General features: G+C 44.7%; 17 protein-coding genes. 10 read left to right on the forward strand and 7 right to left on the reverse strand.

Annotation, left to right across the window (positions count from 1 at the left end; genetic code table 11):
- Positions 1–92 precede the first annotated feature (92 nt).
- The 4 genes from ACVBDY_RS19335 to mgtE all read left to right on the forward strand — a co-directional run bounded on the left by ACVBDY_RS19335 (position 93) and on the right by mgtE (position 4,640).
- Complete coding sequence (locus ACVBDY_RS19335; RefSeq protein WP_447177108.1) at positions 93–1,880, forward strand: tetratricopeptide repeat protein; 1,788 nt, start codon at positions 93–95, stop codon at positions 1,878–1,880.
- A 244-nt stretch (positions 1,881–2,124) separates the two neighbouring features.
- The gene (locus ACVBDY_RS19340) at positions 2,125–2,436 is read left to right on the forward strand and encodes a DUF4286 family protein (protein ID WP_447177109.1); all 312 of its coding nucleotides are present in this window, start codon (positions 2,125–2,127) and stop codon (positions 2,434–2,436) included.
- Positions 2,437–2,470: 34 nt separating this feature from the next.
- Complete coding sequence (rsmA, locus tag ACVBDY_RS19345; protein WP_447177110.1) at positions 2,471–3,298, forward strand: 16S rRNA (adenine(1518)-N(6)/adenine(1519)-N(6))-dimethyltransferase RsmA; 828 nt, start codon at positions 2,471–2,473, stop codon at positions 3,296–3,298.
- Positions 3,285–4,640: a magnesium transporter gene (gene mgtE / locus ACVBDY_RS19350; protein ID WP_447177111.1), complete on the forward strand. Its 1,356-nt coding sequence runs from the start codon at positions 3,285–3,287 to the stop codon at positions 4,638–4,640. Before rsmA ends, mgtE begins: the two co-directional genes overlap by 14 nt.
- Position 4,641: 1 nt before the next feature.
- Here the strand turns inward: mgtE and ACVBDY_RS19355 are convergent, their stop codons facing one another.
- Positions 4,642–4,803, reverse strand: a complete 162-nt coding sequence (locus ACVBDY_RS19355; protein ID WP_447177112.1) for a hypothetical protein — start codon at positions 4,801–4,803, stop codon at positions 4,642–4,644.
- A gap of 391 nt (positions 4,804–5,194) precedes the next feature.
- Between ACVBDY_RS19355 and murI the strand changes: the two genes are divergently transcribed.
- Positions 5,195–5,971, forward strand: coding sequence for a glutamate racemase (gene murI / locus ACVBDY_RS19360; protein WP_447177113.1), 777 nt, complete (start codon positions 5,195–5,197; stop codon positions 5,969–5,971).
- A gap of 2 nt (positions 5,972–5,973) precedes the next feature.
- Here the strand turns inward: murI and ACVBDY_RS19365 are convergent, their stop codons facing one another.
- On the reverse strand, positions 5,974–6,618 hold the full coding sequence (locus tag ACVBDY_RS19365) for a 2OG-Fe(II) oxygenase (RefSeq protein ID WP_447177114.1): 645 nt from the start codon (positions 6,616–6,618) through the stop codon (positions 5,974–5,976).
- Between the two features lie 166 nt (positions 6,619–6,784).
- Between ACVBDY_RS19365 and ACVBDY_RS19370 the strand changes: the two genes are divergently transcribed.
- Positions 6,785–7,237 carry a 6-pyruvoyl trahydropterin synthase family protein gene (locus ACVBDY_RS19370; RefSeq protein ID WP_447177115.1) on the forward strand — a complete coding sequence of 151 codons (453 nt, stop codon included), beginning with the start codon at positions 6,785–6,787 and terminating at the stop codon, positions 7,235–7,237.
- Positions 7,238–7,296: 59 nt separating this feature from the next.
- Positions 7,297–8,055 (forward strand): UDP-2,3-diacylglucosamine diphosphatase, encoded by a 759-nt coding sequence (locus tag ACVBDY_RS19375; RefSeq protein ID WP_447177249.1) that lies wholly within the window; start codon positions 7,297–7,299, stop codon positions 8,053–8,055.
- A 20-nt stretch (positions 8,056–8,075) separates the two neighbouring features.
- On the opposite strand, the gene ACVBDY_RS19380 is transcribed toward ACVBDY_RS19375, so the two are convergent.
- From ACVBDY_RS19380 to ACVBDY_RS19390, 3 genes are all read right to left on the reverse strand, one after another.
- Positions 8,076–8,432, reverse strand: coding sequence for a hypothetical protein (locus ACVBDY_RS19380; RefSeq protein ID WP_447177116.1), 357 nt, complete (start codon positions 8,430–8,432; stop codon positions 8,076–8,078).
- 182 nt (positions 8,433–8,614) lie between these two features.
- On the reverse strand, positions 8,615–10,306 hold the full coding sequence (gene recJ / locus ACVBDY_RS19385; RefSeq protein WP_447177117.1) for a single-stranded-DNA-specific exonuclease RecJ: 1,692 nt from the start codon (positions 10,304–10,306) through the stop codon (positions 8,615–8,617).
- Positions 10,307–10,434: 128 nt separating this feature from the next.
- A complete protein-coding gene (locus ACVBDY_RS19390; protein WP_447177118.1) occupies positions 10,435–10,854 on the reverse strand; it encodes an OsmC family protein in 420 nt (139 codons plus the stop codon).
- Between the two features lie 189 nt (positions 10,855–11,043).
- Between ACVBDY_RS19390 and ACVBDY_RS19395 the strand changes: the two genes are divergently transcribed.
- From ACVBDY_RS19395 to ACVBDY_RS19405, 3 genes are all read left to right on the forward strand, one after another.
- Positions 11,044–11,502 carry a lipocalin family protein gene (locus ACVBDY_RS19395; RefSeq protein ID WP_447177119.1) on the forward strand — a complete coding sequence of 153 codons (459 nt, stop codon included), beginning with the start codon at positions 11,044–11,046 and terminating at the stop codon, positions 11,500–11,502.
- A 206-nt stretch (positions 11,503–11,708) separates the two neighbouring features.
- Complete coding sequence (gene atpD / locus ACVBDY_RS19400) at positions 11,709–13,217, forward strand: F0F1 ATP synthase subunit beta (protein WP_447177120.1); 1,509 nt, start codon at positions 11,709–11,711, stop codon at positions 13,215–13,217.
- A 56-nt stretch (positions 13,218–13,273) separates the two neighbouring features.
- Positions 13,274–13,552 carry a F0F1 ATP synthase subunit delta/epsilon gene (locus tag ACVBDY_RS19405; protein WP_447177121.1) on the forward strand — a complete coding sequence of 93 codons (279 nt, stop codon included), beginning with the start codon at positions 13,274–13,276 and terminating at the stop codon, positions 13,550–13,552.
- Positions 13,553–13,632: 80 nt separating this feature from the next.
- Here ACVBDY_RS19405 and hppD read toward each other — a convergent pair whose 3' ends face one another.
- Entirely contained in the window at positions 13,633–14,772 is a 1,140-nt protein-coding gene (hppD, locus tag ACVBDY_RS19410; protein ID WP_447177122.1) for a 4-hydroxyphenylpyruvate dioxygenase, read from the reverse strand.
- Positions 14,773–15,176: 404 nt separating this feature from the next.
- Positions 15,177–16,334, reverse strand: coding sequence for a homogentisate 1,2-dioxygenase (locus tag ACVBDY_RS19415; RefSeq protein ID WP_447177123.1), 1,158 nt, complete (start codon positions 16,332–16,334; stop codon positions 15,177–15,179).
- Positions 16,335–16,445 lie beyond the last annotated feature (111 nt).

The following is a 16,445-nucleotide window of genomic DNA, read 5'->3' on the forward strand; positions in this document are numbered from 1 at the left end:
TATGGTATTTGCTTGAGGATGATGTTTATAACTCCAGCCGGGATGATGGAAAGTCTCCGGGTAATCCCTGTGCCTTACAAACCTATAAATCCATGAAAGCAATCAGTTTTCTCATATGTGCCTTGTTTGCTTTTCAACTTTTTTCCCAGGAAGATATACTTGCCAAGCAATATTTTGACAGGGGGGAATTTGAAAAAGCACTTGCCCTGTATGAGAAACTGTACAAAGAAAATCCCCGGACAAACCAGTTGCAGCTCCTTGTGACATGCTATCAGCAACTGGAAAGATACGACGAGGCCGAAGCCGTTTTACTCGAACGGATAGAACAACAGAGCAATGCCTCGCCGGTCTACTTTATAGAACTGGGATATAATTATGCCCTGGCAGGGGAAAAAGGGAAAGCCGGGGAATATTATGACAAGGCTTTTAAAGCAGTTGAAGATCGGCCGGCGTATACCTATACCGTGGGACGTAATTTCCAGGAGAAGAATATGCTGGATGAGGCCATCGCCGTTTACGAAAAAGGAAAGGAACTGGACCCACGGCTGAATATCGACTACCAGGTGGCACAGCTTTACGGGGAAAAAGGGGATATGGAGAAAATGTATAACAGCTTGCTGGATCTCATTGCTTCCCGACAGAATATGGATCTGTCGCATGTACAGCGGATCATTTCCCAATTTATTACCGACGATGCTTCCCATCCGAATAACCAGTTATTGCGGAAATTGATCCTTAAAAGGGCACAGACCTCTCCCGATATCCTTTGGAACGAATTACTGAGTTGGCTGTTCGTCCGCCAAAGACAGTATGCTTCGGCTTTTACCCAGGAAAAAGCCATTTTTAAACGGGCCGAGGCCGTTAGTCTGCAACCCTTCATAAGCCTGGGAATTATGGCCATGAACGACAAGGATAACGATACCGCAACCGCGATATTTGAATTTGTAATAGAAAACACCGGTACGGTTTCCGTGCAGTTACAGGCCCATCTCAATATACTGCAGATGCAGATTGAAAAAGGAGATGCATCTGTCTATGAGGCTATAGACGATAAGTTTCTGGCCCTGCTGGAGGAATACGGAATTAATAACAGTACCTTGCATGTACAGGTGGCCTATGCCAGATTCCGGGCCTTTCAAATGGAAGATACGGTTAAGGCAGAGGAGCTTTTAAAGCAGATACTTGATGAAGTACCGCTGAATACCCTGGAAGAAGCCAGAGTGAAAATGGCCTATGCGGATGTGTTGGTGTACTCGGAGAAATTCAACCGTGCATTGATCTACTATTCGCAGGTGCAGAAGATGATAAAAAATGATGTAATAGCCCAGGAAGCCCGGTTCAAGGTGGCACAAACCAGTTTCTATAAGGGAGATTTTGACTGGGCGCTCACACAGTTAAAAGTTTTAAGGGAGTCTGCGTCGCAGCTTATTGCCAACGACGCCATGCAACTCAGCCTGCTTATCTCCGATAATATACTGGAAGATTCCACACACACGGCCTTGAAAACCTATGCCCGTGCCGATTTATACGCGTACCAGAATGAAAATGATAAAGCCATAGCGCTGCTCGATTCGGTACTTGTCAATCACCAGGGAGAGAGTATCAAGGACGAAGCACTGTTCCGGCAGGCTGAACTTTTTGAAAAGCAGCAGCAGTACGAAAAGGCCGAATACAATTACCGGAAGATCATAGAATTTTATCCGTATGATATCTGGATGGATGATGCCCTTTTTGCCCTCGGGCAATTATACGAATATCGCTTGAAGGAACCGGAAAAAGCCATTCCGTATTACGAGAAGATTATCTTTGAACACGAGGATAGTATTTATTTTGTTGAATCCAGGAAGGCGTACCGGAAGTTGAGAGGAGACGGAGCCTGAAACATTACGCGGCAAACTTTATATAAAAAACCTTAGTACATGACAAAATTCAATCCCGCAGGATTTTCCTCTCCCGAAAGTCCCGATACATATCGGGATCGGGATTTGACCCCGGCCCTAAAGGGAGATCCCGATAAATATAGGGTTCCCTTTAGTCCCGGTAATTATCGGGAAGGGTAAAACTGATTTTCCGACAAATAGTGCCAGAATCTAATTTTGTCATGTACTAAAATAAAAAACACAAATGTATATTTACAATGTTACCATAAATATTGATGAAGCCGTTCACGATGAATGGCTGGTCTGGATGCGTGATACCCATATTCCGGATATGCTGGCTACCGGGAAGTTCAGTAATGCCAGGATGCTCAAAGTACTTGTAGAGGAAGAGATGGGAGGGGTTACGTATTCCGTGCAGTATATAGCGGACAGCAAGGCTACCCTGGAGAAATACTATAAAGAAGATGCTTCGCGCCTGAGAGAAGAAGGGCAGAAACGTTTTGCGGATAAATTTGTGACCTTTCGAACGGAACTGGAAATAATCAGTGAACATTAGACCTGGGATTATCTCCGGGATATAGAGGGAAAAAATGACAAAAAACTGGAACAGGAAAGAGCGATCTCCCTTCACCGGGGAAGAAAAAGTGAGGCCTAAAAAGCATCTGGGACAACATTTTCTCAACGATGAGAATATCGCCGTAAAAATTGCCGATACCCTTAGTATGCAGGGGTATAAGAATGTACTGGAGATAGGCCCAGGAATGGGAGTGCTCACTAAATATCTGCTCAGGAAAGATGATATTTCCACTTACGTAGTAGAAATCGATACGGAGTCCGTTGCTTATCTGAAAGAACATTATCCCGATCTCTCCGGCCGGATCATCAGCAAAGATTTTCTGAGATATGATGTCCGTGAGGTGTTTAAAGACGAACCTTTTGCGATTATAGGTAATTTTCCTTATAATATATCCTCGCAGATCGTATTTAAAATGCTGGATATGCGCGAGCAGGTACCCGAGTTTTCCGGGATGTTCCAGAAGGAAGTAGCAGAACGGGTCTGTGAGAGAGAAGGAAGTAAAGCCTATGGTATACTTTCCGTGCTGGTACAGGCTTTTTACGATGCCGAATATCTCTTTACCGTGTCGGAAAACGTATTTACACCGCCGCCTAAGGTAAAATCGGGAGTGTTGAGGTTGCGCAGAAAAGAAGATTTCCGGTTGCCGTGCAATGAAAAGCTTTTCTTTAAAATAGTAAAAACAGCATTTGGCCAAAGGAGGAAAACCCTACGTAATAGTTTAAAAACATTGGGATTATCCGATATTTTAAAAGAAGATGCTATCTTTGGCCAGCGTCCGGAACAATTAAGTGTTCAGGACTTCATCCGGCTAACACAAAAGATAGAAGATGGCGCCGTTTAAACTCAGTGATGAACTTTTAGAGCAGATAGAACAGCTCATAGAGGAAAGGAACAACAGTACCCTGTTGCAGATCCTCAATGAACTGCACTATGCCGATATCGCCGAGATCATCAATGAGCTGAACCTGGAAGAAGCTACCTATCTCATCAAACTGCTGGATAGTGGGAAAACTTCCGATACGCTTACCGAGCTGGATGATGATGTCCGGGAAAGGATACTGGGAAATCTCTCTGCCCGGGAAATTGCCGACGAACTCCTGGAACTGGACACCGATGATGCCGCCGACATTATAGCCGAACTTTCCGAAGAGCGAAAGAAACAGGTTATCTCTCATATCGAAGATAAAGAGCACGCGAAGGATATTGTGGAGCTGCTCCGTTATGATGAGAACTCTGCCGGGGGACTTATGGCGAAAGAGCTGGTTAAGGTAAATGAAAACTGGAACGTACTTACCTGCGTAAAAGAAATGCGGCAGCAGGCCGAACACGTTACCAGGGTCCATTCCATTTACGTGGTGGATGACAATGACAGGCTGAAAGGAAGACTGTCCCTCAAAGATTTATTGACAACCTCCACGAAAACCCATATCCGGGATGTATATATTCCGAAAGTAGACTACGTGGCCGTGACCGATAAAGCAGAAGACGTGGCCAGGGTGATGTCCAAATATGACCTGGAGGCCATTCCCGTAGTAGATGAATCCGGAAGGCTGGTGGGACGTATTACGATAGATGATATCGTGGACGTTATCCGGGAAGAAGCGGAGAAAGATTACCAGTTGGCTGCGGGTATCACCCGGGACGTGGAAGCCGATGACAGTATCTGGAAACTTACCAAAGCCCGGTTGCCCTGGTTGTTGATAGGAATGTTCGGCGGACTCGGAGCGGCGAGTATTATCAACGGATTTGAGACCGCGATGGAAAAGTACGTAATTCTGCTTATTTTTGTGCCGCTGATACAATCCACAGCCGGGAATGTCGGCATTCAGTCATCTGCAATAGTAGTACAGGGATTGGCCAACGGCACTATAAAAGGGAAGATATTTCACCGGTTGCTCAAGGAATTTATGCTGGGCCTGGTCAATGCCTTAGGGATTTCTTCTATTGTTTTCCTTATAAGCCATTTCGGTTTTCATACATCCTATCTGATTTCTCTGACCATCTGTGTTGCCCTGGTTACCGTAATTATCAACGCGGCGCTTATTGGAACGTTTGTTCCCATTTTTCTGGATAGAAGAGGATTGGACCCGGCGGTTTCTACCGGACCGTTTATCACCACCAGCAATGATATACTTGGCGTTTTTATCTACTTTCTTATCGCTAAACTCATTCTGGGATTTTAACCTAAATTTTCCATTTTCGGATCAGGTAATTATATTCCAGTCGTAATTCACTGGCAAAAAACGGGAAATTGTTCTGGTTGTTCAGGCAATACACAATGCTTTGCGGGGTCGTTTTGAACTCTTTGGCCAATGCTTCAATTACCCTGGGATTGTAATCTTTCATAGCACAGAAAATTTAGGTTAAGTATTTGTGGCTAATATATTAAAATTAAAAAGATAATACGAATACCGGAAACAGGGGAGCAGTAATTAGTAATCCGTAAGCGGTAACCGTGTTACAGTTCGGGGTTGAGGAGTCCCGATATATATCGGGATGGAGTTGGAGGGATTTTTTTGTTACAAGTTGCAGGTTCCGGACCTGCGAACTGGCTAAATACAACCTGCAACTTGCAACCTGGAATTTTAAACCCGGAGCCATTAAACGTTGCAATTATAGTTTTTTTAATGCGTTTGCCCTGAAACCGGAAATATGCAGTTTATATAGTTAGGGTACATTTGTTACCTTTGCTAAAACAGATTGTCTGTTCCATACCTGAGCAGTTAAAAGACATAGTATGCACATCGCTTTTTTTGACTCCGGCGCCGGAGGGCTTACCGTATTGTATGAGGCCATAAAGAAGATGCCCGGGGAAGACTTTATATACTTCGGGGATTCCCGGAATGCCCCGTATGGGACAAAGAGCAGGGAAGAAATAAAAGAGTTGGTCTTTCAGGCCGTGGATTTTTTAGCGGCAAAGGGATTGAAGGCCCTGGTGCTGGCCTGTAACACGGCCACCAGCGCTGCAGTCCGGGACCTTCGGGAAAAGTACGATTTTCCCATTATCGGTATGGAACCTGCCGTAAAACCTGCCGTGGAAAGCAGTGAAGCGTATAAGGTACTTGTTTGTGCCACAGACCTTACCCTTAAAGAAGAAAAACTGAACGATCTGGTGCATAACCTGAAAGCGGATGGCAGAGTGGATTACCTGTCTCTCCAGGAACTGGTGATGTTTGCAGAGCATTTTAAACTGGACGGGCCGGAGGTGAATGCTTACCTGGAGAAAAAACTGTCACAACCGGACTGGAGCAAATACAATTCTATCGTTCTCGGATGTACGCATTTCATTTTCTTCCGGGAACAAATACGAAAATTGATACCGGGACATATTCGGATCCTGGACGGTAATGAAGGAACGGTGAATAACCTGATGACAAAGATAGATGTCAGCAGCTCCTCCGAAGGAAAAAAAATTGATTACTATATATCCGGAGATAAGGCCGAAGCGGGTTATTTTGAGAAATACCTGGATTACCTGTCCGAAACCGATATGTTAAAAGGGCAAGCTATATAGTTTTACCTGGTTTTCAACCATCCTGTAATACTCAGCCGTTCCCTTTCCACGGGTTTTACTTCGTGTTCCAGTATCTGGCTTTCAAAGATCACCATCTTTCCCGGGAAAGGATACACGGTAATGGGGGGCTTACCGTTTTCATCAGGGTAGATAACGAGCTCCCCGCCGTATTCCGGCAACCAGTCTTCTTCGTTCAGGTAATACACTATAGAGAGTTTACGCCTGTCATCGTTCTGGAAGGTGTCCAGGTGCCTTTTATAGAAAGTCCCTTTGGGATATACGGCATAGTGAAACTCTTTATGTAAGATTCCCATAAAACACGTTTTGTTGAGGTAAGCGATGAGATCGTTTATCCTGTTGAAAAAGTGTTCTTCCGCTTTGTTGGCCCCGGCTTCGTTGAGCCAGAGGATAAAGTCGCCCCGAACCGCCTTTTCGACAACTTCACTGAGACGGTTTCCTATGGCAGCCTTCTTAAAACGGTCTTCTTCGTATTTTTCCAGAAGAGAATTGCGTAAAGCGATGACTTCTTCCCCGGGGAAGAAATTTTCTACGATACTGTATTGCCGGTCCATCAGGTCGGCAATTATTTTTTCATAGAGCGGATTTTCGATAAAATCCAACTGCTCAAACAGTTCGTTCACTGCCATTAATAAACAGATAAAAAGCCGGCAAATGTACATAATTTTGTATTACACCGGTTAAAATACTTTTGGTGAGAATCCGCGGGGAAATAAATAATCGCTTAAAGGTAAAACCTGCCATTTCCGAATTGGTTATCTTTGCAGCAGAAAAGCAAAAACATCCGGAGGAGTTATGAGCAACATTCGCCTTACCAAACTGTTTGGTTTTGAAACCGGGCATGCCCTTTATGGTTATGACGGCAAGTGCAAAAATGTACACGGGCACAGTTATAAACTGGCGGTTACGGTAATTGGAAAACCCATTACGGACTCATCTCACGTAAAATTGGGAATGGTGATCGATTTCGGTGACCTTAAAAAGATCGTAAAGGAAGAGATTGTCGACCCATTTGATCATGCCACCGTGTTTAACAAGAATACCCCGCATGCCGAACTTGCGGAAGAATTAAAAAGACATGGGCATAATGTGTTGCTGGTGGATTATCAGCCTACCAGTGAAAACATGGTGATCGATTTTGCCGAAAAAATAAAATCAAGGTTGCCGGAAGATGTGGCTTTGCACTCGCTGAAACTCCATGAAACGGAAACATCTTATGCGGAGTGGTATGCGGAGGATAACCGTTAAGGTCATACGGGCCGAAAAGTAATTTTGAACTTTGTATCTTGAATTTGGAGACGACAAACATTCACATACCGGGCGGTAAAAAAATATATTTCGCATCCGATAACCATCTCGGGGCGCCAACAGGAGATAAAAGCCTGCCCAGGGAAAAGAAGTTCGTACAGTGGTTGGATATGGTGAAGGAAGACGCGGCGGCGATTTTCTTGTTAGGAGACCTGTTTGATTTCTGGTTTGAGTACAAGACAGTAGTTCCCAAAGGGTTTACCCGGACTATGGGAAAACTGGCAGAAATTACGGATAGCGGAATCCCGGTATACTATTTTGTAGGGAATCACGACCTGTGGATGAACGGTTATTTCGAAGGGGAGCTGAATATTCCCGTTTTTCATCACCCCCGGGAATTTTTGCTGAATGATAAACTATTCCTGATAGGTCACGGAGATGGTCTGGGCCCGGGGGATAAGGGGTATAAACGCATGAAAAAAGTGTTTACCAACCCGGTTGCCAAATGGTTCTTCCGATGGCTGCACCCCGATATTGGTGTAAGACTAGCACAGTACCTTTCCGTTAAGAATAAGGTTATATCGGGAGATGAGGATGTAGAATTTCTCGGGGAGGATAAAGAATGGCTGGTACAGTACTGCAGGCGTAAACTGGAACAGAAACACTACGATTATTTTATCTTCGGCCATCGCCACCTGCCACTGGAAGTACACCTGAACGAAACAGCGACGTATGTTAATCTGGGGGATTGGATAGGATATTATACATATGCCGTTTTTGACGGTCAAACGCTGGAATTAAAGGAATATAAGAAGTAAAAGCCTGCCGGAGCCGGACACTACTCCCCACAGATCTGGTTGAGGTAATTGTCCAGTTTTATCTGGAATAGGGTTCCTTCGATCAGGTCTTCTATTTGCTGGAGTTCGTAGACATTGACGGCCAGGTCTACTTTATCTGCGGGTGTGCGCAGCAGAATGGAACGGTATTCCTTATTGTGCCTGCATTCCGCACAGCGTTCAAATTCTTTGGCGTGGCGTACGCAATTATAAAATTGGGCGACTTCGCCGGGAGAGAGGTAAAAGCCCATATCGCGAAAGACGATCTGTAATTTTCCGAAATTGTTTCTTGCAATATCCCTTTGCCATTGGAAGGCGATTCCTATATCGTTCCGGTAGATGCAATATATTTCGTTCATAACAGCAGGTTTAAGTGTTTTATATGCTACATTTAATCGCCGGGATAGCGTATTTTCCTTAATATATTATGCACAAATATACAATTATTTTTATTAAATCTAAATAAAATGTAATTCTTTGGTATATGGATGGGCCACTTGTCAACGTGGACAATTATTTTTTTGAGGTTTTGAAAAAGAAATTATTCCTTGATGTCCTGCAGGCGCAATTGGAGACTCACATTGCCGTTCCAGTGATTTTCCTCGATACAATATACCGCTTGGAAGGGCTTTTGATTACTGATGATCTCCTTTTTGTTCCCGAGGCCGAAGCCTATACCGCCAAATGCAGGAGAATTGTTTTGGATAACCGTTACTTTCAGGTGTTTTTCATCTTCTCCCACGCCTTTGCCATAGCCGGTATCCCGTAAGTTGGAAGACATAAAGACAGGCGCCATATTTCCCGGGCCGAAGGGGGCGAATTGTTTCAGGACGCGATAGAATTTGGGAGTGATATTATGCAGGTCCAGTTCGGCATCTACGGAGATTTCCGGCACGAGAAGTTTTTTGTCTATGGTAGCGGAAACCACGGTTTCAAACTTTTGTTTGAAGTTTTCGTATTGTTCGGGCAACAGGGTGAGCCCGGCAGCGTATTTATGCCCCCCGAACTGTTCAATACAATCTGCACAATTTTCCAGGGCATTGTAAACATCAAAGCCTTTTACAGACCGGGCGGATGCCGCCAGTTTATTCCCGGTCCTGGTAAAGACCAGGGTGGGACGATAGTATGTATCGGTAAGCCTTGATGCTACAATACCTATAACGCCCTTATGCCAGCTTTCGTCATAGACCACAGTGGTGTGTTTTTCCTGTTCCATCCGGTCTGTGATCTGTTGCAGGGCCTCTTCGGTTATTTGCTGATCGAGCAGTCTCCTGTCCGTATTGAAAATCTCAATTTTGCCTGCAAATTCCACCGCAGTATCAAAATCGGTCTCCGTGAGGAGGTTTACGGCATGCAGACCGTGTTCCATACGTCCTGCGGCATTGATTCGCGGGGCAACGATAAAAACCACATCAGAGATGTTCAGTTGTTGTTTGTTGAGGGTGTGGATTATTGCCTTAATACCCGCTCTGGGGCTGGAATTTATTTGTTTGAGCCCATAATGGGCAAGTACCCGGTTTTCCCCGGTAATAGGAACAATGTCGGCAGCAATGGCCGTTGCCACCAGGTCCAGGTAAGGAATAAGATCTGTGATATTTTGCCCCCGGCGTGATGCCAGGGCCTGAATGAGTTTGAACCCCACTCCGCAGCCACACAGTTCATTGTAAGGATACTCGCAGTCTTCCCTCTTCGGGTCCAGTATGGCTACCGCGTCCGGAAGTATTTCTCCGGGGCGGTGGTGGTCGCAAACAATAAAATCAATGCCTTTTTCTCTTGCGTATTTTATTTTGTCTATGGCTTTGATACCACAATCCAGGGCTATGATAAGGGTTATCCCGTTATCTGACGCGTAATCGATACCCTGGAAAGAAACGCCGTAACCTTCTCCGTAACGATCCGGAATATAGGTGGCTACATGCGGATAGAAACTCTGGAGATACGAGGACATCAATGCTACAGATGTCGTGCCGTCCACATCGTAATCGCCATATACAAGGATGTTCTCCCCGTCTTTGACAGCCTGTTCTATACGATGAACGGCCTTGTCCATGTCCAGCATAAGGAACGGGTCGTGGAGATGGTCGAGAGACGGCCGGAAAAAGCGTTTGGCTTCTTCGAAGGTTTCGATATCGCGCTGTATAAGCAGGGCTGCAATAATAGGGTCCACACCGAGAGATGCGGCAAGCTGCCTTATTTTTTCCGTATCCGGTTGCGGTTTTATGGTCCAGCGCATAGAATTTATTCCTTTAGTCGTATCCTGTTATATGATCTTCTTTCGTATTCGTAAAGTAGCCGGGTGTGACATGCCGGATCGGGTAACCGAGGATACCTTTGATGGAGCCCGTAACTATGGTTTTTCCCTTATTTTTGATGAAAAAAGGTCTTAATGTTCATTTTGGCAAAGTGACGGAACATTTCCATAACGCCGCAGTATTTCTCCACGGACAGGTCTACGGCCCTTTGTAATTTTTTCTCGTCCAGGTTGTTGCCGTGAAAATGGTATTCTACGGTAACCTCGTGGTAGTACTTCGGGTGTTCATCCGTGAGTTCGGCATCTATTTCAATGACAAAATCGTCTACTTCCAGTTTCATTTTCTTAATAAGAGAAGCGACATCCAGTCCGGAACATCCGGCTACGGCAGAGAGCATTAATGCTTTAGGGCGCAGGCCTTCTCCTTTTCCTCCGTCTTCAGGGCTTGCATCTATTTTCAGTGTTCCGGCAGGATTGGTGGATTCAAAAGCCATATCGCCGAGCCATTTCGTAGTGACATGATTTGTCATGATCTTATTTTTTATAGGTTTGAAGACTCCAAAAGTACGATTTTAATCAGGAAAAAGGAATGCTTTACGTATCTGTCGTGCTACTGCAAAGTTTTGTCCGGATGCCGGCGACGGTAAAAGCTAAAGTTTGTGAAGGAGGCAGGTAACCTTGGCTATTTTGGCTATTTTTGTGGCAAAATAATAATTCATATGAAAAAAATATTGTTGTTGGTTTTAGCGATTACCGGTTTTGTGTTTACTTCCTGTAGTAATGATGATGATTCCGTGTCCCCGGAAAAGGCTGTAGAAGGTGTCTGGGAAGCGGAGAATTATCATTTTATCCGTTACAAGGACGGGGAAAAGGTAAGTGAAACGGAAAACCTTTACGATGAAAACAATGTTCTGGAAATGCGTTTTCGCGAAGATGGATCTTTTGTGCAGTACTATCGTGAAAACGGAGGGGAAGACGAAGGGTCTTACACTGGGACTTATACTGTGGATGAAGATGAGATCATACTGGTATATGCGGATAGTGAAGGTGGAGAAGACCTGAAGAGAGCGCAATACTCCGTTTCGAAGCGAACACTTACCACGGTTGTGGATGAGGTTAACACGCAAGGTGGCTCCGTTTACCGGGAAGTCACTACAACGGAATACAATAAGATGTAATGTGGTGTAAATGCGTGAGGTAAAATTTTAAGGAGTTAAATATTTCACAAAAAAACATGTGAAAATCATTTCCATATCTATACAAAAAATATATCTTTGCACCGCGAAAAAAATATCTTGTTAACACACGGGGGAAATCCCGGAGGATGCAAAAGCAGGCAAGATTGTTTTAGTATATAAAAAGCTATACATTAAAGATTTAAGTAATGTCGAAAGTTGTAGGTAAAGTTGCACAAATCATTGGTCCTGTTGTAGACATCGCGTTTGCTGCGGATTCCGACCTCCCGAAAATTTATGATTCCCTGGAGATTACCCGGGAAGATGGCTCCAAACTCATTCTGGAGGTTCAGTCACATATTGGTGAAGATACCGTAAGGACTATCTCTATGGACTCTACAGACGGTCTGAGCAGAGGGACAGAAGCGGTTGCAACCGGAAGCCCGATACAAATGCCTATCGGAGAGGATGTTTACGGACGTCTCTTTAACGTAATAGGCGATGCTATTGACGGTTTGGGAAATTTACCGAAAGAAGGAAACAATGGTTTATCTATTCACAGGGAAGCCCCTAAATTTGACGAACTGTCCACCTCTACCGAAGTCTTGTTTACCGGAATTAAGGTAATCGACCTCATAGAGCCTTATGCAAAAGGAGGAAAGATCGGTCTGTTCGGAGGTGCCGGTGTAGGTAAAACCGTATTGATCCAGGAACTTATCAATAACATAGCCAAAGGACACGGGGGATTATCCGTATTTGCAGGTGTAGGTGAAAGGACACGTGAGGGGAATGACCTTTTGCGGGAAATGCTGGAATCCGGAATTATTAAGTACGGAGATGACTTCCTTCACTCTATGGAAGAAGGTGGCTGGGACCTCAGTAAGGTAGATAAAGCTACCATGAAAGAATCCAAAGCGACCTTCGTATTCGGACAGATGAACGAGCCCCCCGGAGCACGGGCAAGGGTGGCGCTTTCCGGTCTTACCATAGCGGAGTACTTCCGTGACGGTGCCGGTGACGCACAAGGAAAGGACGTACTTTTCTTCGTGGATAACATTTTCCGTTTTACCCAGGCAGGTTCCGAAGTGTCCGCACTTCTCGGACGTATGCCTTCGGCGGTAGGATACCAGCCTACACTGGCAACTGAAATGGGTGCCATGCAGGAACGCATTACCTCTACCAAAAAAGGTTCTATTACTTCCGTACAGGCGGTTTACGTACCTGCGGATGACCTTACCGATCCGGCGCCGGCGACTACGTTTGCCCACCTGGATGCTACAACTTCACTATCCCGTAAAATCGCGGAATTGGGGATTTATCCCGCAGTAGATCCGCTGGAATCTACTTCCAGAATTATGTCTGCTGATATTTTAGGGAAAGATCATTACGAATGTGCTCAGCGAGTAAAGCAAATTCTTCAGAAATATAAGGAGTTGCAGGATATTATTGCAATTCTTGGTATGGAAGAATTATCTGAAGATGATAAATTGGTAGTTTCGAGGGCGAGGCGTGTACAGCGTTTCTTATCCCAGCCTTTCCACGTTGCGGAGCAATTTACGGGATTAAAAGGTGTTTTGGTAGATATTAAAGATACTATCAAAGGCTTTAACATGATCATGGACGGCGAATTGGATCACCTTCCGGAAGCTGCCTTTAACCTGAAAGGTACCATAGAGGAAGCTGTCGAAGCCGGAGAGAAAATGCTTGCTGAAGCTTAGAATTGTTGTTTACGGGTCTGTTCAGACCGTAAGCTATAAATCGTAAAGATAAATATATGTATTTAGAGATAGTATCGCCTGAAGCGACCTTGTTCAGCGGAGATGTGACTTCGGTTGCGGTTCCCGGAATAAACGGGGAGTTCCAGATGTTGAAAGATCACGCGCCTATCGTATCCCTGCTGGGAAAAGGCCATGTGAAAATTTATGGGGATGTAAAGATCAGGGAAGAGTTTCAGGATAGATTTTCCAGAGGAGAGAAGAACGAAACACTGTTACCGATTAACTCCGGTACTATTGAGATGAAAAACAACAGGGTGATTGTCCTCGCGGACTAATTGCTCTGAAGGAAAACAATAAAAATCCCCGGATCGTCAAATCCGGGGATTTTTTTATGGTATATACATGTTTTCGATTTTTATAAGGTTCCCCGTAATTCCTGTTCTCTTTCAATAGCTTCAAAAAGGGCTTTGAAATTCCCTTTTCCGAAAGATTGCGCCCCTTTTCTCTGGATGATCTCAAAGAACATTGTGGGCCTGTCCAGTATGGGCTTTGTGAATATCTGGAGAAGATAACCTTCGTCATCCCGGTCGATCAGGATGTCGAGTTCTTTTAGTGGTTCCAGGTCTTCGTCTATTTCCCCCACCCTGTCCAGGATGGTTTCGTAATATGTTTTCGGGACTTTGAGAAACTCCACCCCACGGTCGCGCAACTGTGTTACGGTTTCGATAATATTGTCCGTGGCGACCGCTATGTGTTGCACACCGGCGCCATTGTAAAAATCGATGTATTCCTCGATCTGTGATTTTTTTCTTCCTTCCGCCGGTTCGTTGATAGGGAATTTGATCCTTCCGTTACCGTTACTCATTACTTTACTCATAAGAGCGGTGTATTCGGTCGAGATGTCCTTGTCGTCAAAAGAAATAAGTTGGGCGAAGCCCATAACCTTGGCGTAGAATTCGCACCACTTGTTCATTTCGTTCCAGCCCACATTTCCTACCATATGGTCTATATATTTAAGTCCTGTGGGTTCCGGCTTATATGCAGGAGACCAGGGTTTGAACCCGGGCATGAATACGCCTTTGTAATCTTTTCGTTCTACGAATATATGGACGGTTTCTCCGTAAGTGTGTATCCCGGAAAGCACAACTTTACCTTGTTCGTCCTCTATGGTTTTAGGCTCCATATAGCTCTCGGCACCGCGTTTGGTGGTTTCTTCGTAGCTTTTGGTGGCGTCATCGACCCATAGAGCCACTACTTTTACCCCGTCGCCATGAGCGTCGATATGCCGGTTGACATCGCCACCGGATTGCAGAGGAGATGTCAGTACCAGACGTATTTTATCCTGTTGCAATACATAGGATACCTTGTCCTTTACGCCGGTTTCCAGTCCGGCATATGCCAAGGGCTGGAAGCCCCAGGCGGTTTGGTAATAATGTGCGGCCTGCTTGGCATTACCAACATATAATTCTACATAGTCCGTTCCAAGTATAGGCAGGAAATCTTCTGCCTGGGGAACTGTTTTTTCGAGGTGAAGGGATGTATTATCGGTTTTCATCTTTTTTTTAATTTGATAATTTGTTAATTAGTCAATGTGCCAATTGGCGGCGGGTTCGGACAGGTAATTCCTTCCTGTTTTGGATGTGGCGATGATTTTACGAGGATAATATTACCCTTGTATTTTTCATTGAAAGTCATCGGTTAAAATTTTAATGAATACGTTCTTTAGTTAATGTGATTTTAGTACATGACAAAATTCAATTCCGCAGGATTTTCCTCGATTTTTGACCACGGCCCTAAAGGGAGATCCCGATAAATATCGGGACGAGGAAAATCGGGTTCCCTTTAGGGCTAGGGTAAAACTGATTTTCCGATAAATAGTGCCAAAATCTAATTTTGTCACGTACTAAGAAATGTGATAATTAACTCATTGCCTCATTGGCACATTATCCCATTATCGAATTATTCCAACCAGGATTTGTGATAGGAATCATCCGCGATTTTCATAGCGTCTTCCGTAAGCATCAGCGGCTTGAAGGTGTCTACCATAACGGCAAGCTCATCGGTTTTTTCCTTTCCGATACTGCGTTCCACAGCGCCGGGATGGGGCCCGTGGGGAATGCCCGCCGGGTGCAGGGAAATATGCCCTTCGGCAACATCGTTCCTGCTCATAAAATCACCGTCTACGTAATAGAGCACTTCGTCGCTGTCTATATTGCTGTGATTATACGGTGCAGGAATACTTTCCGGATGGTAATCGTATAATCTCGGTACAAAACTGCATACCACGAAAGCATCGGTCTCGAAGGTCTGATGTACCGGTGGCGGCTGGTGTATACGCCCGGTTATCGGTTCGAAATCGTGAATGGAAAAGGCGTACGGGTAATTAAACCCGTCATATCCTACAACATCAAAAGGATGTGTGGCATATACGACATCGAAGATCTCGTTTTGCTTTTTGATCTTTATCAGGAATTCTCCTTTTTCGTCATGAGTTTCCAGTTCCCCGGGTTGGCGGATATCCCGCTCACAGTACGGCGAATGTTCCAGCAATTGCCCGAACCAGTTACGGTATTTTTTCGGGGTGTAGATCGGACGGCGCGACTCGACTATAAAAAGGCGGTTATCTTCGGAATTGAAATCCATTTTATAAATGGTCCCCCTCGGTATGAGCAGGTAATCCCCGTATTTAAAATCGAGATTTCCCAGGTGTGTCCGAAGTTTTCCGCTCCCTTTGTGAATAAAGATCAACTCGTCCTCATCTGCGTTTTTATAGAAGTAATCTTTTGTAGAATGTTTAGGTGCCGCGAGGATAATGCTGCAATCATTGTTGGTGAGCACAGTTTTCCTGCTTTGCAGGTAATCGTTCTCGGGGACTATTTTAAACCCGTGAAAGCGATAGGATTTAATGTTGTTTCCCACTGCAATTTTCGGAGCGACATCAACCGAACTTTTTATTTCTTTTACCTGCGTAGGCCGGTGTTCGTGGTAAATATTAGAGGACATGCCATCAAAACCGACCGTGCCGAATAATTGTTCGTAATAAAGGCTCCCGTCCGGTTTCCGGAATATGGTGTGTCTTTTATGGGGTATGTTACCCAGTTTATGATAGAATGGCATAACGTGGTATTAAGGTTAAACTTTTTTTAAATACAAAAGTCCACCTCCCTCATTCCGGACTGCGTTTTATGAGGAATTGTAAATATGCTAATAATCCTTGCCATATAGGTT

The sequence above is a fragment of the Sinomicrobium halophytocola genome, assembly GCF_052983395.1.